The following is a 16944-nucleotide window of genomic DNA, read 5'->3' as shown; positions in this document are numbered from 1 at the left end:
CTTCAGCCTACCGCCCGTTCGATCACGGCCATGCGGATCGGCACTCCATTGGCAATCTGTGTGAAGATGCGGGACTGCTCATGTTCGACAACCTCATCGTCGATCTCCACATTGCGATTCACCGGCGCCGGATGCATGATGATCGCATGGGGTTTCAGCAGCTTCGCCCGCTCCGCGGTTAATCCATACTGTTCCCGGTACTCCTCCGCACTCTTGATCATGCCCGTCTCATGCCGTTCCAGCTGCAGCCGCAGCAGCATGACAACATCTGCACGCAGCGCTTCTTCGATGCTCACATAGCGGATCTGTCCCTCGAGATCCTGCGCCATCATCTGCGGCGGTGCACAGAACTGGACCTCTGCTCCCATCGTACGCAGCCCCCATAAGTTAGAGCGAGCGACGCGGCTGTGCTGGATATCGCCGATGATCGATACGGTAAGACCTTGAATCTCGCCGAAATGCTGTCTCATCGTGTAGATATCAAGCAGCGCCTGCGTCGGATGTTCATTGTTACCGTCTCCGGCATTGATCAGCGGAATCCTGATCTTCTGCGCCAGTTCCTGCAGCACACCCACAGGCTTCAAACGGATGATGCCGGCGTCGATCCCCATCGACTCCAGCGTTCTTACGGTATCGTAGATCGATTCCCCCTTCTGAACGCTGGAGACGGCGGCGGAGAAATTCAACACCTCTGCTCCTAGCCGTTTCTCTGCCAGCTCGAAGGAGAAGCGGGTACGCGTGCTGTTTTCGAAGAACATATTCGCGACGAACTTGCCGGCCAGCTGTCCGGTCACCTTCACCGGATAGTTCGCCCAGTAGGAAGCCCTCTCCAGGATCGCTTCGATCTCTTGCTTGCTCATACCCTTAAGTCCCAGCAAGCTTCGCTCTGCTGCCGTCTGCGTACGGATCATGCTCAGCGCCCCCTTTGCTTGATCACAACTTGATCGATGCCGTCTTTTTCTTTGAGCTGCACGACGATCTGTTCCTGTTTCGATGAAGGGACATTCTTTCCGACATAATCAGCGCGTATCGGCAGTTCACGGTGTCCGCGGTCGACGAGTACAGCAAGCTGGATCATACGCGGGCGGCCGTGATCGATCAGTGCATCCATCGCTGCTCTGACCGTTCTCCCGGTATACAGGACATCGTCACACAGGATGGCGATCTTGTTGTGTACATCGATCGGCATCTGCACGATCTCCTGCACCGAGCGCTTCCCTTCGTTCAGATCATCCCGGTAGCGGGTCACATCCAGTTCCGCCACCGGCACGGTTACCCCTTCGATCTCTTGAATGCGCTCTGCGATGCGTCTTGCCAAGTAGATGCCGCGAGTGCGAATACCGATGAAGGTGCAATCATCCACTCCTTTGTTCCTCTCCAGAATCTCGTGCGCGATGCGGGTCAAAGCCCGTCTGATTGAAACTTCATCCATGATCTCGTGTTTGATTTCCATCATGGCGCCTCCTATCATCTTATTGGTGTTCCGATCCCCCTCCGGTTTGCCCACATCGTCGGTGAAGCGCAAGCTGGCACAAAAAAAGCCCCTTGCCCTGATTAGGCAAGGAGCTTTCGCTCGGCTTCACAATATACACGTATACAAGCACAGCACAACCTACGTATCGTACCGCACTTCGTTACGACGTTCACGCAAACCTTGCCAGCCTCACGGGACTGTTTTAAAGGTTCTTATTCGATTAGTAGCATTATGCCACTTGCATGGGATGTTGTCAAGCATCATTATGAGAAAAATGGGCCGAATGATCTGATTGAAGACCAAATGCACCAATCAGCGGTCCCGCTGTTCCTTACCTGCATGCTGCCGGGATTTCCATGTGATGTAACGCGTCACCAAACTGATCGCCTGGTCAATCGCTTCCTCCTTCGGCTCCAGCTTCGCATGGTGCAGCCCATAGGGAGAATCCACGCCTAACCAGAACATAAAGCCCGGCGTTTCCGTGAGGAAGAAACCGAAATCTTCGCCCGTCATCGCGGCGCCGCATTCGACGAGTTCCATGCGCAAGGGCTCCTCGACCTGCTGCTGCTCCCCTCGCATCCAAGCCATGAATTCCTTCGTCAGCGCTTCATCGTTGTCCACCTGAACATAATCCGCCCCATACTCCACCGTCGCCTCACATCCATAGCCTGCCTCGATCCCGTGCAGAATATCCTCGATCCTGCTTCGCACCGTCTTCGTCGCGGCATCCGACAGGGTACGGATCGTCCCTTCCAAACGCACCCGTTCGGCGATCACGTTCTGGCGCACGCCTCCCGTGATCTTGCCGATCGTGATCACCGCTGCATCGAGGGGATCGAGATTGCGTGAGATGATCGTCTGCAGCTGCATCACCAGCTGGGCGGCTGCAATGATCATATCCTTGGCTTGGTGGGGATAAGCCGCATGCCCGCCCTTGCCTTTCAGCTCGATGAAGATCTCCGCCGTGCGCGCGAATAAGGTGCCCGGACGAACAGCGATCTGGCCGACGGGGTATTCTGGAGCAATATGTAAGGCCAAGATCAGATCCGGTTTCCATGCACGGTATTCCTCGCTCCGCATCATCGGTTCGGCGCCGCCGGGACCCTCTTCGGCGGGCTGGAAGATGACAATCACATCATCTTCGATCGGGTGATGAGCAAAATGCGATGCTACGCCCACAGCGATCGCCATATGCATATCATGGCCGCAAGCGTGCATATAGCCTTCATGTTCGGAACGGAATTCATAGGATGTTTCCTCAGTGATCGGCAAGCCGTCGATATCGGCGCGATAGGCGATGCGGCGTTTGCCGATGGTGCCTTTAATCCGTACCAAGATGCCGGTGCACCATGTTTTGATCTCTACTCGGTCTGCCGGCAGCTGCCGAAGATACTTGAGCAGCAGCGCTTGCGTCTTCACTTCCTGGAACCCCGGTTCCGGAATGCGGTGAAGCTCTCTGCGAATCTCCCTGAACTTAGACATACGGCCTGCTCCCTCCCATGATCAAATCAGGTATAACAAATATAACAAAGCCAGCTCTAGACACAAACGGCTGCAATGCCGTCGGGCTGAAAACCTGCTGTTGCTGTTGCTGTTGCTGTTGCATACCGATCCGCCTGTAAAGCTGCAAAACAGTCAATGCCTGCAAATAAGGTCAGTCTGATTTCCTCTATTTATCGTTTTCCGCAGGTTTTTGCGAAATAGCGGAAGTGAAACTTCCGTTATTTAAGCAATACCGCCCTAATCTCCCTCTCTTTCGCTCAAAAATCAAAAATAAGAGAAATTTCACTTCTCTTATTTTGTGAATTTCGCCCGTTTGCACAAAATAGCGGAAGTTTGACTTCCGTTATTGGCCGAGTTTTTGGCCGAGTTATTGGCGGAGCGGCGGAGTTATTGGAGTGATAGGCAGAGCAATAAGACTGATCCCTGCCGGGCCGTACAGCAGCTTCGCCGCACAATATGCCCGGCCTGCCATCCCGGCCGCTGCGTCTCACATCGATCGCAGCCGCTTGAGCAGCATTGTCATCTCCTCGGGCAAGGGCGCCGAGAACTCCATATACTGACCGTTCACCGGATGCACGAACCCCAGCACAGCAGCATGCAGCGCCTGACCGTCGATGTAGCGGCTGCGATCCTTCTCCCGGCTGTACATCGGATCGCCGACAAGGGGATGGCCGATGAACTTCATATGAACGCGGATCTGATGGGTTCGGCCCGTCTCCAGGGCCAGCTCCAGCAGCGTGAAGTCACCGATATGCTCCAATACCGCAAAATGCGTCACCGCCGGTTTGCTGTTGCGGTCGGTCACCGTGAACATCTTGCGATCCTTCGGATCGCGGCCGATCGGCGCATCCACGGTTCCCTTGAGGTGCTCGATCCGGCCGTGAACTACGGCGATATACTTCCGCGTAATCGAATGTTCTTTGAGCTGTGCGGACAGAGACGCATGGGCGCGATCGGACTTCGCGACCATGAGCAGTCCCGAGGTGTCCTTGTCGATGCGATGCACGATCCCCGGACGCAGAACGCCGTTGATGCCGGACAAGTCCTTGCAGTGATACATCAGCGCATTCACCAGCGTACCCGAGGTATGTCCCGGTGCCGGATGCACGACCATGCCGCGGGGCTTGTTCACGACGAGTAAGTCCGCATCCTCATAGACGATATCGAGGGGGATATTCTCCGCCTTGATATCAAGATCCTCCGGTTCCGGGATCTCCACCCGCACTTCATCCCCCGCATCCGGCCGATAATTGGCTTTGACAACTTTGCCGTTGACGGTAACCCGTCCTTCTTTGAACCATTGCTGTACCGCCGAGCGCGACGTGCCCTCGATGGACTCCGTAACCAGTTTATCGATCCGCTCCCCGGCTTCCGATTCATCGAAGGTCCACTCCAGAACCTCTCCGTGCTCCAGCTCGAATTTCGTCTTGTCGTTCATGCCTCTGTCTCCTTCTTCTCCCGTCGCCCGCTGAGCAACGTATCGATGATCAACAAGCCCGCCCCGATCACCACGCCCATATCCGCGACGTTGAAGATCGGGTATGTATAATTCACATCCAGGCCTAACAGACTGAATTCAAAATGAAAACGCAAGAAATCCACAACTTCTCCCGTGGCCGCTCGGTCGATGAAGTTGCCGACCGCTCCGCCCAGCAGCAGTGCTAGCCCGCTCATGAACAGCCTCTGCTGTCTGCCGCTGCGGATCGTGCGCACCATGAACCAGACGATCCCGATCACGACGATGATCGTAACCGCGAGGAAGAACCAGCGCTGATCCTGCAGGATGCCGAAGGCAGCGCCGCGATTGCGGTGGGAGTATATCGAGAAGAAATTTCCGAGCACCGGGATGTTCTCATTCAGTTCCATATAATGGATGACCAGATATTTGCTCACCTGATCCAAGATGACTACGAGTGCCGCAACCACAAAATATACCAACGAAGTCTCCTCCTCACCAAGGCCTGACTAACTTTCCCCGCAATTGTATCACAGCGTTTTGACCCCTGTCCATGTCTCGCGCCCGCTCTAAGGTGATGCGGCAGGGCTTAGCCGGCATCAACAGGCGAGGTCCGCCCTGCCTGCAGGCGTTATTCACTACCTATGTTATCCCTATTGCAGCCGGAGCGGCGCGATCATCCTGCTTCGCAAGGATTTACCTCGCAACAAAGGCTGCCGCCTCGCACACCCTATAGATGCATCGCAGAAGGGGGTGAAGCAGTTGAATCATCTGAACATGGTCAGCATACAGCATCTCAAAGAGAAATTGCTGCGAGAGAAGAAGGAGTTGGAAGAGTGGCTGGACAGCGGCGAACGCTTCGACCTTGCTGAATCGCAGCGTGAACAAAGCGGCGAGCTCTCCATGATCGACAACCATCCCGGCGATACAGCCACCGAGATCTACGAACGTGGCAAGGATATCGCCCTGCTGGAGAGGCGGGAACATCGATTGGAGCAGGTCATGCTCGCTCTGGCAAGCATGGAAACGGGAACCTACGGCCTGTGCGCCGTCTGCGGCAATGAGATCCCGTATGAGCGGCTGGATGCCGTGCCCTCTACTCCGTATTGCATAGAGCATGCGGAACAGGAGGTATCCGAGCGGCGGCCGATCGAGGAGGAATTCATGCAGCCGCCCTTCGGCAGGACAAGCTTGGACGGTGCGGATCATACGGGGTTCGATAGGGAAGATGCTTGGAGAATCGTCGCTTCTTGGGGGAACTCCAACTCCCCGGCTTTGGCTGAAGATCGTCAGATCGAAGATTACGACGATGTCGTCCTCGAAGAGGATGAGCAGGAAGGATACGTGGAGCCGATCGAAAGTTTCTTAGCTACGGATCTCTATGGAGATAAAGTCACCGTCGTGCGCAACAAAGCCTACTACCGCTATCTGGCCGACGAGGAAGGCGACCGCGAACTGGAGATCCTGACGCAGGATGAAGCTGATGAAACTGCACAGCCGAAGCCTAGCCGTTAGCCGCAGACCAACTATAGCCCGCCTGAGAGCACAGTACTGCCGTAGACAGCAGTCATCGACTTCCGTCTTGCACTTCCATCAGTATGTCCTTCCCTCCAGCTGCGCTTGCACGACCTTCACGATATCCGCGATATAATCACCGATGATCGGCAAATTGAGGGTACCCAGGGCGCGCAGCACATACAGAGCCGTCACGAGGAAGACGGACAGCCCCATCGCGATGCCGACGCCGCGGGCGATGCCCGACAAGAAATTGTTGATGATCAGCTTACGGGGATGATTCATCAGCTGCACATATTCGGCGATCTCCTTAAACTTCAGGCCGTCGATGAAGGCTTGCAGCTGCTCCTGCAGATATCCCTTCCGTTCATCAGCGTCCGCAGGGGCCGCCCCGCGCAAGGCGGATTCGCCCGCATAACCCGGCTGCTTCGCAGGTTTCGAAGAACTCGAATGATTCATATGTTTGGCATCAGCCACCTGTCACCAGCCCCTTTGGTAAGATTATTGAGCTTGCAGGCGCCGATCCCGACGCGTTCCGCTCCCTTCACTTGCATCCACAATCAATTATTAACAGCACCTAGATGTTCACACGGTGTACTGGCGTACTCATCGCATCTATCTATAAGCATGGAAAAAAACAAGCTTTTTCATTCAGACATCCGTCCGAGTGAAAAAGCTTGTAGTCTGTTAAGCAGGACTACATACGGCTATCAGACTTCTTCGGAATCCCCAGCAAAGTGATGCACGACGATATCAGCACAGCGCGGACACAGGGCAGAATGCTCTGCGTGCTCGTGTTTGCCGACCTCCGGCGTGACGATCCAGCAGCGCTCGCATTTCTCGCCTTCTGCCGGCTCAACTTTCACGGCAACAAGACGCTCTTGCATGGCATCCGCCGGCACCGGTTCGCCTGCGGCCTGCACCGCAACTTGGGAGACGATGAACAGCGTATCCAAGCGCTCGAAGCGGGCCAACAGGTCTGCAACCTCCTGCGATGCAGGATACAATGTCACTTTGGCGCCCAGGGAGTTGCCGATTGTTTTGTCCTTGCGCGCCACTTCCAGTGCCTTGAACACTTCCTCCCGCACATCGAGGAAGGCCGCCCATTTGCGTTCCAGCTCTTCATCGAATACCTCGGCATTCGGCTTCGGCATATCAGCGAGCTGTACGCTGACCAGATCCGTATGCGGAATGTACTTCCACACTTCATCCGCCGTATGCGGCAGGATCGGCGCGATCAGCTTCGTAATCGCAAGCAGGGCATCGTAGAGCACCGTCTGCGCCGCCTTGCGCTCCGGATCATGAGGTGCGCTGACATAGAGGCGGTCCTTGATGATATCCAGATAGAAGGAGCTCATCTCCACCGCGCAGAAATGATGGATCGCTTGGTACACGATATGGAAATCGTAAGCCTCATAGGCCTCGATCACCCGCTCGATCATGCGGTTCAGCTGGATGACCGCATAGCGGTCAAGCTCATTCATATCCTCATAGGCCACGCGATCCTTCACCGCATCGAAGCCGTTCAGATTGCCCAGGAAGAAGCGCAGCGTGTTGCGGATCTTCCGGTATACTTCCGTGATCTGCTTCAAGATCGCATCGGAGATGCGGTGATCTTCCTTGTAATCCACCGAACTGACCCAGAGGCGGAGGATATCCGCGCCCATCGTATCGCATACCTTGTTCGGGTCGATGGTATTGCCCAGCGATTTGGACATCTTGCGGCCTTCCCCATCCAGCGTGAATCCGTGGCTAAGGATGCCCTTGTAAGGCGCTTTGCCGTTAACCGCCACGGAGGTGATCAGCGAGGAGTTGAACCAGCCGCGGTATTGATCCGAACCTTCGAGATACAGATCCGCCGGCCAGTCCAGCTCTTCTCTCGTACGAAGCACACCCGCATGGGTCGAGCCGGAGTCGAACCAGACGTCCATGATGTCCGTCTCCTTGCGGAATTCGCCGTGTCCGCACTTCGCACACAACGTGCCTTCCGGCATAAGCTCCTTCTCATCCCGGTCGAACCACGCATTCGAGCCCTCGCGCTCGAAGATCTCCGCCACATGCTCGATGGTCGCATCGTTCACAAGGGGCTCGTTGCAGCTGCGGCAGTAGAAGATCGGGATCGGCACGCCCCAGGTGCGCTGCCGCGAGATACACCAGTCGCCGCGTTCGGCGATCATGTTATGCAGGCGAATCTCTCCCCACTTCGGCGTCCAATTCAGCTTCTTGATCTCCTCCAGCATCGCTTCGCGGAAACCGTCGATCGAAGCAAACCATTGTTCCGTTGCGCGGAAGATTACCGGTTTCTTCGTCCGCCAGTCGTGGGGGTATTGGTGTTTGATGAAGTCCAGCTTCAACAGATGGCCGGAAGCCTCCAGCATCTCGGTGATCATCTTGTTGGCCTTATCATAGAAGACGCCTTCGAAGCCCGGCGCTTCCTTCGTAAATTTGCCCTGCTCATCAACGGGGCAGAGCACGCCGAGATTGTACTTCGCACCGATCTCGAAGTCTTCTTCCCCGTGTCCCGGCGCCGTGTGTACGCAGCCCGTCCCCGCATCAAGCGTCACGTGCTCGCCGAGGATCACCACGGAGTCCCGGTCATAGAACGGGTGCTTGCAGACGACGTACTCCAGTTCCTCGCCCTTGATGCGCTGAAGTTCCGTCACCTGCTCCCAGCCGACAGCTTGCTTCACGCTCTCCACGAGCTCAGCCGCTAACACGAACTTCCGTCCTTCGGCTTCCACCAGCGCATACTCATATTCCGGATGCACGCTGACTGCCAGGTTCGCCGGCAGCGTCCACGGAGTCGTCGTCCAGATGATGACCGCCGCATCCTCAGGCAAGACGCCTTTGCCGTCTTTGATGTCGAAAGCCACGTAGATCGAAGGCGATGTCTTCTCCTTGTACTCGATCTCCGCTTCAGCCAGTGCACTCTCAGAGGACGGGGACCAATAGATGGCCTTCAGACCCTTGTAGATATAGCCCTTCTTCACCATCTCGCCGAACAGCCGGATCTGCTGCGCTTCAAAGTCCGGCGTCAGAGTGAGGTATGGGTTGTCCCAGTCCCCGCGTACGCCCAGCCGCTGGAACTGCATCTTCTGCCGCTCCACCCACTGCAGCGCGTACTGTCTGCAGGCCTCGCGGAACTCGCTGACGCTCATCTTCTTGCGGTCCGCCTTGCCGGAGTTGATGATCGCCTGCTCGATCGGCAAGCCGTGGGTATCCCAGCCGGGGACATACGGCGCATCGAAGCCTTGCATCGATTTGTAGCGGATGATGATATCCTTCAACACTTTATTCAACGCGTGGCCGATATGGATGTCTCCGTTCGCGTACGGAGGTCCGTCATGCAGGATGAATTTCGGGCCGCCTTTGCGGTGTTCCTGCACCCGCTTGTAGATGTCGATCTCCTTCCACCACTCCTGCATCTTCGGTTCTGCCTGCGGCAGACCGCCGCGCATCGGGAAATCGGTCTTAAGCAGGTTTAGCGTTTTGCTGTAATCCATGATCACTCACACACTCCTATATCAAGTTGAAATGACGACTAAATTAAAAAAAGCTTCACATCCCGGTAAGGGACGAGAAGCTTGCTCGCGGTACCACCCTCATTGCGCTTCGGGGGACGATTCAATGCAGACCATTAGACAAAAAAGCCCACCTTAAACCCCAAACTTTTGAAGCGCCGCTTTCACGATCGTTAACGGGATCACCGTTCTCCACTACTGGGACATACCGTCCGTTCGCAGAGAAAGCTCATGGGAGATCTTCGGCCATCGGATTGACGTTAGGCTTGCACCGTCCCTAACTCGCTGGTGTCGAATCGCTGAAGGCCTACTGGCCCAATCACCGCTTGTGCCTTGTCTACTGATTATCCTTAGCTGATATGCTGATATTATTATCGTGAAGTATAACGAAAAATCCACTGCTCGTCAATAACGGCCTTGACGGCCGCTGCGGCTCAATGAAAAAACCTCCGGCAAGGAGGTTCATAGATCTGGTTATTCTTTGACTTCATCTTTGGCGGGAAATTCTAATTCCAGATTCATCTTCTCGAAGTTCCAATCTTCTTGATTCAATAGCTCCAGCTGAGCTTCCAGCAGGGAGCGGAATCGCGTGCGATAAATCATCGCCTGTTTCTTGAGTTCCTCCGAATCCAAAGCGATCTTACGCGACTTGGCAAGGGATTCGTTGATGATGCGATCGGCGTTTTTCTCCGCTTCCTTGATGATCAGCTGCGCTTCCTTCTTCGCATTCGCCTTCATCTCGTCAGCGGCTTCCTGCGCCACCACGATCGTCTTGCTCAGCGTCTCTTCCATCGTCTTAAAGTGGTTAACCTTCTCCTCATAGGCCTCGAGTTTTGCTTGCAGTTCCTTATTTTCACGGATCAGTGCTTCATAGTCTTTAATGATCTGATCTAGAAACTCATTGACTTCATCTTCGTCGTAACCGCGAATCTTACGGCTGAATTCTTTATTATGAATATCCAATGGCGTAAGCGGCATTGGTTCGCACCTCCCATGAAATGTTTCATGTATGTGTTAAGCAGTTCGATTGTTATGTAGTTCTATAGACAATGAGTGTTAATTTCGACATAAATCTGCATAATCCTTCTGTCTGAAGCCAAAAATCTGCGCTTTATACGGTTTGATCCGCGTATCGCTGCGCTCAGCTGTACCTGCCGGCTCTGACCCGAATGCGACCCTTCTTCGAGGCCCCCTCGATCGCCAGGATCTTAAAACGCCCATATCCCTTCAAGGATACGATATCCCCTTCCTGCAATTCCCGCGACGGATCCTCTTCGATCTTCCAATTCAGTTTACAATGGCCGGCTTGGATAGGTTTCAACGCCTTGGCTCGGCTGAGTTTAAACACGTCGCTGACAACGGCGTCCAATCTCAGAGAAGCGACGGTAAAGGCCGTCTCCTCCAGTTCCGGTTCCACCCGCTTCAGCTCGTCGATCGGCAGGGTCTCCGTATAAACCTGCACGCGATGCACCTGGCGCAGATGCATATGCACGTAATCCAAGATCTCCGCAGCCAAGAGCACATGGCAGCCTTCGGGTGAAGGATGGAGGTCCCCCACTTTATCCCGCTTGATGCCAAGGCCCAGGATCGCGCCCAGATAATCACCGTGATCGAGTTCCGCGATTCGCGCATCCTCCGACGTAATCGCTAACAATCCGACGCCCGCATCCTCCCGCTCGGGATCGCGGTAGTCCGGCATGATCAGCGCCCGCTTGCGTTCGGCTTCAGGATCTCCCCCGTTATACACCACTTGGATCCCGTCATAGCGGTTCGCCAAGCTGGACAAAATAAAGGCTTGCCTCGGATCAAGAAAGTCGGTTCGCTTCACTTGATGCTCATAGGCAGCCTTCATCAACCATTCGTCCGCCCGGTCTATGAACGGCTTCTCATCCGGATGATAGTGTTGATACAAGTCAGTTCTCATGGGATGCAGCTCCGTTTCATTGGTTAGAAGAAAAGAAATCTTAGGACGGTGATCAATCCCTGTTGGACGAAGATCAGCGCGATCAGCGCCACGATCGGCGAAACGTCCAGCATGCCGCCGATCGGCGGGATGATGCGCCGAAAGGGCGTGAGGTAAGGCTCTACGAACTTACCGAGCAGCTCACCGATCGAGCTGGCCCGAACATTCGGGATCCAGGACATCAAGATATAGATGATGATCATGTAGCGATAGATTTCGAACAGAATATTGATCCAATAAACCAACTGATAAAAATTCAAAAACGTATCACCTCTTCTCGCTGTAGCTCCCCTCTTCAAACATATCCGTAATCGTGCCCTGCACTTCTACATTATCAGGCGTGCAGACAAAAATATTCGTGCCAACTTTCGCAATCGTCCCGTTAAGAGCATATACCGTGCCGCTTAGAAAGTCAACGATGCGCACGGCCTGGTCAGGACGCACCCGCTGCAAGTTGCACACTACGGAACGGCGCGATCGGAGGTGATCCGCCATCTCCTGCGCTTCTTCATAAGACCTCGGTTCGCAGAGATACATCTTCTGCCCCCTCTGGGTGTGCAGGCTGACGACATTGTTCTTGTTCGTACGGCGCGGCTCCGGATAGGTGTAATCCGGCTCCTCTTCTACGATCCGCTCCCTTTCTACAATATCCTCTTCGTCCTGCAGCCCGATAAAAGACCAGATTTTGTTCATGAGTCCCATCATCAGATCCTCCTTCCCTCGATCTATTCGCTTCCGACAAGCACCGATCCCAGCCTCAGCCAGGTCGCTCCTTCTTCGATCGCTACTTCGAAGTCATTGGACATACCCATGGAGAGCTCCGTCACCGGATAGGGCAGGATCCCTTCCTCGTTCAGCCGATCGCGCCAGTTCCGCAGTTCGCGGAATACCGGCCGCGTCGCCTCAGGGTCAGCTTCAAAGGGGGCCATCGTCATCAAACCCGTGATATGCAGGCGATCCATGGGCTTGATGCTCTTGACAAACTCGAACAACTGCTCCGGCGCAAGGCCGAACTTGCTGGTCTCGCCGGAAACATTCAGCTGAATGAAACAATTCACCGTAAGGTTCTCAGCCTCAGCCCGCTTCTGCAGTTCCTTCGCCAGCGAAAGCCGGTCCAGCGAGTGAATATAGGCGAACTTGCCGATGACATCCTTCGCCTTATTCGACTGCAGATGACCGATAAAATGCCACGTCCCTTGATCGCCGAGGGCTTGCCATTTCTCCTTGGCATCCTGCCAGCGGTTCTCCCCGATATGGGTAAGCCCGCTGTTCAACACCTCGCGAACGCCTTCCACAGAGACATACTTCGTCACCGCGACGAGGTTGATCCCGCTCATCCGGCGTCCGCTGCGTTCACATGCTGCTTGGATCCGCTGCTTCACTGCTGCGATTCTCTCTTGTAGTGTCAACGGATTCTCTCACCTCTTCCATCCGATCCAGCTGGCCATACGACCCGTTGGCCCATCCCTGCGATGGGAGAAAAAATCGGCGGCATGGCAGCTGGTGCATCTCGTTGATATTTCGATATTATCCGGCAAAATTCCTTCTTGAATCAGAATTTGTCGGTTAAGTTCTTGCAGATTCAACATATATCGGCCGCTGTCCTGCGCCGTCCAGCCCGCTGTCAGTCCTGCGGCTTCCATCGCCCCGATCACCCGCTCGTCCACTTCATAACAGCAAGGACCGATGGAAGGCCCGATGGCCGCATAGAGATTCTCAGGTTTGCTGCCATAGGAAGCGCGCATCGCCTGCACCGTCTCGCCGGCGATCCGCTGCGCCGTCCCCCGCCAGCCGGCATGGGCAAGGCCCGCAGCCCGGACCACAGGGTCATAGTAGTAGATAGGCACACAATCGGCATAGAAGGTTACCAGCATGATCCCCGGTTCATCGGTAATCAATGCATCGGCCTCCGGGATCGCTGTATCCCGGCTGCTGCGGCCGCGCCCCCGATCCGCTGTCCCCACGACAGCAACCCGCTTGCCATGCACCTGCTCCGCACAGGTCCACGCGGCAAAATCAAATCCCGCCGCCGCTGCAAGGCGGTGCCGATTCACAAGCACATGCTCAGGGTCGTCTTCGACATGCAGGGCGCAGTTCAGAGAATCCCATCGGCCGCGGCTGACGCCTCCGAGCCGCGAGGAGAAGCCGGCACTCAGCTTCGGATCGCGCTGCTGCCACGATGCAAGGCGAAAGGTGATGAGGCCGTTTTCTTCCTCCTGCCTGACAAAAGCCTCCATCTGCGGCCTCCTTTCTGCGATAAGCAACAAATTTCATGCACGGTAGTACTCTAATCTTAGACAACAAAGCGGCAACATACAAGCCGTCTAAAGAACTGACTTGTCTGCTGCCGCTGGGACTATCTTACTTCGGATATTAATCCAGCTTCCGAATATGCCGATGATAATCCGCGGGCGCCTCCTCTTCGCCCAGTTCCTCCCGCTCCAGCCTTGAGGTATCCAGTCTCACCAGCACGACGTCCATGCCGATCTTCACGATGCTCCGCCAGGGGATGATAAGATCATGGCCGCTGCCGAACAACCCGAAGAATTTGCCGGCTGCGGGAATGACAATCGATTCGATCCTGCCCTGTTTGAGATCGAGCTCCAAGTCGCTGATTTGACCGAGCTTTTTGCCGTCCACGATGTTGATCACATCTTTGGTCTGGAAGTCAGATATCTTCATCGCTTTATGTCCCACCATGTCTGTAATGTCTTCCTTAGTACTATGTATATGATGGAACAAGGATATATGACCGAGTTTTTGGCAGCTGGGGCTCAACAATAATTAAGAACCAGAGCTGGTGTGCCCTGGTTCCCGATGTGAAGCGTCTATGTAATGGTCTTCACATGTTTCTGCATCTGTTGAATCGCCGTTTTCTCAAGACGCGATACCTGAGCTTGCGAGATGCCGATCTCCTCGGCCACTTCCATCTGCGTCTTCCCTTCGAAGAAACGCATGGACAGGATCATTTTCTCCCTCTCGTTTAACTTATGCAGCGCCTCCCGGAGGGCGATCTCTTCGATCCAAGACGCATCTGCGTTGCGCTCGTCGCTGATCTGATCCATCACATAGATCGGATCCCCGCCGTCGTGATAGATCGGCTCGAACAGCGAGACAGGATCTTGAATCGCATCCAAGGCGAATACGATATCCTCCTTCGGCACATTCATCACGGCAGAGATCTCTTGCACGGTCGGTTCGCGGGAATTTTGATTCGTCAGCTGATCGCGAACCTGCAGCGCTTTGTAGGCGATATCGCGCAGCGATCTTGACACGCGTATCGGATTGTTGTCGCGAAGGTAACGGCGAATCTCACCGATGATCATCGGCACGGCATAGGTTGAGAACCGGACATTCTGGCTGAGATCGAAATTATCGATCGCCTTCATGAGTCCGATGCAGCCGACCTGAAACAGATCATCCACATATTCGCCCCGGTTGTTGAAACGCTGAATCACGCTGAGTACGAGGCGCAAATTGCCGTTCACCAATTTCTCTCTTGACGCCCTGTCATCATGCTGCTGCAGCTGTACGAACAGCTCTCTCATCTCGGCATTGCTGAGTACGGGCAGCTTCGCGGTATCCACACCACAGATTTCCACTTTGTTGCGTGTCATCGTGATTACCTCCCAAGGAGAAACATTACTGTTAAGTATCTCCTTGGAGGGTCATTTTATTCTGACAGTCTCTTCCTAAGGCATCCTCCGTTCTTCTTGATCAGATCCCTCGCAAGGTCAGATCATCTTTCAGACCATCTTGTTGAATTCCTTGCGCAAACGCTTGATGATCCGCTTCTCCAGCCTGGAGATATAGGATTGGGAGATGCCGAGCAGATCGGCGACATCCTTCTGTGTCTTCTCTTCTCCGTCCTGCAGGCCGAAGCGCAGTTCCATGATGACGCGCTCCCGGTCTGACAGCTTATCCAGCGCCTTCTGCAGCAGCTTGCGGTCCACTTGTTCTTCGATATTGCGATAGATCGTATCATTGTCCGTGCCAAGAACATCGGATAAGAGGAGTTCGTTGCCGTCCCAGTCGATATTGAGCGGCTCATCGAAGGAGACTTCCGTGCGAATCTTGCTGTTGCGCCTCAGGTACATCAAGATCTCATTCTCGATGCAGCGGGAAGCATAAGTGGCGAGCTTGATCTTCTTCTCCGGGTCGAAGGTGTTCACTGCCTTGATCAGACCGATCGCGCCGATCGACACAAGATCTTCGATATGAATGCCGGTATTCTCAAACTTGCGGGCGATATAGACGACTAACCGCAGATTGCGTTCGATAAGCAGTGCCCGCGTGGCCGAATCCCCTGAGGATAATCTGCCCAGCAGATACTCTTCTTCTTCCCGGGTGAGCGGGGGAGGCAGGGCCTCGCTTCCGCCGATATAGTAGATCTCCTCACTCTTCAATCCCAGCAGAAATAGCAAGCGATAATAATAAATGGTTAGGCTCAATCTCAGCTTCGTAAGCATCATATACCTCCCGTACTGAATTGCCCATTGTGGCATCCTCTGGCCTCTTACAGATTCACAAGTTCCGGATGGATGATTGCTCGATATGCCGCTTCGCTGCTCAACCGGTCCGGTTTCAGACCGATCAACACTTTGCTGACCTCGTATTCCTGACCGTCGGCATGGACGATGACCCGGTCCGGCTTCAGCGCCAGCATAAAACTCGTTCCATGGTGAATGCCCTTGTATGGAACGAGCCGCCATCGATCGCGCCAGACCATCGCCAGTCCATCGAGGTCCTGCACGATCTCCTCCGCACGCATCCGCTTCGCCCGTTGAATGAACGCCTCCGGCAGATACTCCTCCCACAGCGCAAGCTCTGTGACCATCACCGGCGTGCGCGTCAGGGGATCGAACAGCCGGTTGCCCGTATCGATCAGGCCCATGCAGCGAATCCGCGCATCATCGATGAGTATCTCCGCTTCGGCCATGAACTGCTGCTTGGCTTCCTGCCGGCGGCGGCTCTGCTGCACACTGCGATAGAACCACAGCGCTCCGATGAGCGATAAGGAAACGTATAGAATCCCCGTCTGAAAGTGGAACGTCATCGCGCCGGTGCGGCTGAACCAGATGCCGCTGAAGAGTTCACTGGAACTCAGCCACAGATAGTGCAAGCCGAACATACACCCCGCTGCGCAGAAGCTGATCAGATAGAATACGCCAAGATTGCGCAGGAAATGCTGCATATGAACATAGCCAAAAGCCGTGAGCAGCATGACCACAGAGAAGAGCAGTTTGATAAGTGTTGTGAACAAGAAGGACGGGCTTGGGACGAAGAGCATGACGACATACAGGGCGCCGACGGCCGAAGCGAGTACCAGTCTCCACCATCGGAACGTTAATCGCCGCGACCAAGCAGTCATCCTCAAGAGCGCCGCGTCGATGAACAGGTTCGTCAGGAACACGAGATCCAAGTAGACAATCAAGCTTGCCACCCTCTCGCCTTCAGATGAGACCAGTATATATAAAGTCTATTTCAAAGTCTGTCTAAACTTGCTACTTGT

The 16944-nt window shown here is 54.8% G+C and carries 18 protein-coding genes and 1 other annotated feature; of the genes, 1 reads left to right on the top strand and 17 read right to left on the bottom strand.

Annotated elements, in window-relative coordinates:
- Window positions 1-2 precede the first annotated feature (2 nt).
- The 5 genes from PRECH8_RS03895 to lspA all read right to left on the bottom strand — a co-directional run bounded on the left by PRECH8_RS03895 (window position 3) and on the right by lspA (window position 4915).
- On the bottom strand, window positions 3-911 hold the full coding sequence (locus PRECH8_RS03895) for an aspartate carbamoyltransferase catalytic subunit (RefSeq protein ID WP_200965770.1): 909 nt from the start codon (window positions 909-911) through the stop codon (window positions 3-5).
- A gap of 2 nt (window positions 912-913) precedes the next feature.
- Window positions 914-1453, bottom strand: coding sequence for a bifunctional pyr operon transcriptional regulator/uracil phosphoribosyltransferase PyrR (pyrR, locus tag PRECH8_RS03890; protein ID WP_200965769.1), 540 nt, complete (start codon window positions 1451-1453; stop codon window positions 914-916).
- A gap of 333 nt (window positions 1454-1786) precedes the next feature.
- Window positions 1787-2956, bottom strand: a complete 1170-nt coding sequence (locus tag PRECH8_RS03885) for an N-acetyldiaminopimelate deacetylase (RefSeq protein WP_200965768.1) — start codon at window positions 2954-2956, stop codon at window positions 1787-1789.
- Window positions 2957-3464: 508 nt separating this feature from the next.
- Complete coding sequence (locus PRECH8_RS03880; protein ID WP_200965767.1) at window positions 3465-4415, bottom strand: RluA family pseudouridine synthase; 951 nt, start codon at window positions 4413-4415, stop codon at window positions 3465-3467.
- Complete coding sequence (gene lspA, locus PRECH8_RS03875) at window positions 4412-4915, bottom strand: signal peptidase II (RefSeq protein ID WP_200965766.1); 504 nt, start codon at window positions 4913-4915, stop codon at window positions 4412-4414. The genes PRECH8_RS03880 and lspA overlap by 4 nt, the downstream gene beginning before the upstream one ends.
- Before the next feature lie 280 nt (window positions 4916-5195).
- Between lspA and PRECH8_RS03870 the strand changes: the two genes are divergently transcribed.
- Window positions 5196-5948: a TraR/DksA C4-type zinc finger protein gene (locus tag PRECH8_RS03870; protein ID WP_371871172.1), complete on the top strand. Its 753-nt coding sequence runs from the start codon at window positions 5196-5198 to the stop codon at window positions 5946-5948.
- Between the two features lie 78 nt (window positions 5949-6026).
- Here PRECH8_RS03870 and PRECH8_RS03865 read toward each other — a convergent pair whose 3' ends face one another.
- The 12 genes from PRECH8_RS03865 to spoIIGA form a co-directional block, all read right to left on the bottom strand.
- Complete coding sequence (locus PRECH8_RS03865; RefSeq protein ID WP_200965765.1) at window positions 6027-6425, bottom strand: DUF5665 domain-containing protein; 399 nt, start codon at window positions 6423-6425, stop codon at window positions 6027-6029.
- Window positions 6426-6658: 233 nt separating this feature from the next.
- Complete coding sequence (ileS, locus tag PRECH8_RS03860; RefSeq protein WP_200965764.1) at window positions 6659-9451, bottom strand: isoleucine--tRNA ligase; 2793 nt, start codon at window positions 9449-9451, stop codon at window positions 6659-6661.
- A gap of 65 nt (window positions 9452-9516) precedes the next feature.
- Window positions 9517-9801: a binding site (T-box leader), on the bottom strand.
- Window positions 9802-9943: 142 nt separating this feature from the next.
- On the bottom strand, window positions 9944-10447 hold the full coding sequence (locus PRECH8_RS03855) for a DivIVA domain-containing protein (protein ID WP_200965763.1): 504 nt from the start codon (window positions 10445-10447) through the stop codon (window positions 9944-9946).
- A gap of 163 nt (window positions 10448-10610) precedes the next feature.
- The gene (locus PRECH8_RS03850) at window positions 10611-11393 is read right to left on the bottom strand and encodes a YlmH family RNA-binding protein (protein WP_200965762.1); all 783 of its coding nucleotides are present in this window, start codon (window positions 11391-11393) and stop codon (window positions 10611-10613) included.
- Between the two features lie 23 nt (window positions 11394-11416).
- Complete coding sequence (locus PRECH8_RS03845; RefSeq protein ID WP_200965761.1) at window positions 11417-11692, bottom strand: YggT family protein; 276 nt, start codon at window positions 11690-11692, stop codon at window positions 11417-11419.
- A 7-nt stretch (window positions 11693-11699) separates the two neighbouring features.
- A complete protein-coding gene (locus tag PRECH8_RS03840; RefSeq protein ID WP_200965760.1) occupies window positions 11700-12134 on the bottom strand; it encodes a cell division protein SepF in 435 nt (144 codons plus the stop codon).
- Window positions 12135-12157: 23 nt separating this feature from the next.
- The gene (locus tag PRECH8_RS03835; RefSeq protein ID WP_200965759.1) at window positions 12158-12841 is read right to left on the bottom strand and encodes a YggS family pyridoxal phosphate-dependent enzyme; all 684 of its coding nucleotides are present in this window, start codon (window positions 12839-12841) and stop codon (window positions 12158-12160) included.
- Window positions 12842-12850: 9 nt separating this feature from the next.
- A complete protein-coding gene (gene pgeF, locus PRECH8_RS03830) occupies window positions 12851-13669 on the bottom strand; it encodes a peptidoglycan editing factor PgeF (protein WP_200965758.1) in 819 nt (272 codons plus the stop codon).
- 136 nt (window positions 13670-13805) lie between these two features.
- Window positions 13806-14114 carry a YlmC/YmxH family sporulation protein gene (locus PRECH8_RS03825; protein ID WP_200965757.1) on the bottom strand — a complete coding sequence of 103 codons (309 nt, stop codon included), beginning with the start codon at window positions 14112-14114 and terminating at the stop codon, window positions 13806-13808.
- Between the two features lie 146 nt (window positions 14115-14260).
- Window positions 14261-15049 (bottom strand): RNA polymerase sporulation sigma factor SigG, encoded by a 789-nt coding sequence (sigG, locus tag PRECH8_RS03820; RefSeq protein ID WP_200965756.1) that lies wholly within the window; start codon window positions 15047-15049, stop codon window positions 14261-14263.
- Between the two features lie 129 nt (window positions 15050-15178).
- Window positions 15179-15901, bottom strand: coding sequence for an RNA polymerase sporulation sigma factor SigE (gene sigE / locus PRECH8_RS03815; RefSeq protein ID WP_200965858.1), 723 nt, complete (start codon window positions 15899-15901; stop codon window positions 15179-15181).
- 47 nt (window positions 15902-15948) lie between these two features.
- Window positions 15949-16875: a sigma-E processing peptidase SpoIIGA gene (gene spoIIGA / locus PRECH8_RS03810; protein ID WP_242457422.1), complete on the bottom strand. Its 927-nt coding sequence runs from the start codon at window positions 16873-16875 to the stop codon at window positions 15949-15951.
- Window positions 16876-16944 lie beyond the last annotated feature (69 nt).

The organism is Insulibacter thermoxylanivorax (assembly GCF_015472005.1).
Lineage (GTDB): Bacteria > Bacillota > Bacilli > Paenibacillales > DA-C8 > Insulibacter > Insulibacter thermoxylanivorax.
Note: the sequence above shows the minus strand (reverse complement) of the source record. Positions and strands in the feature narration are given on the sequence as shown.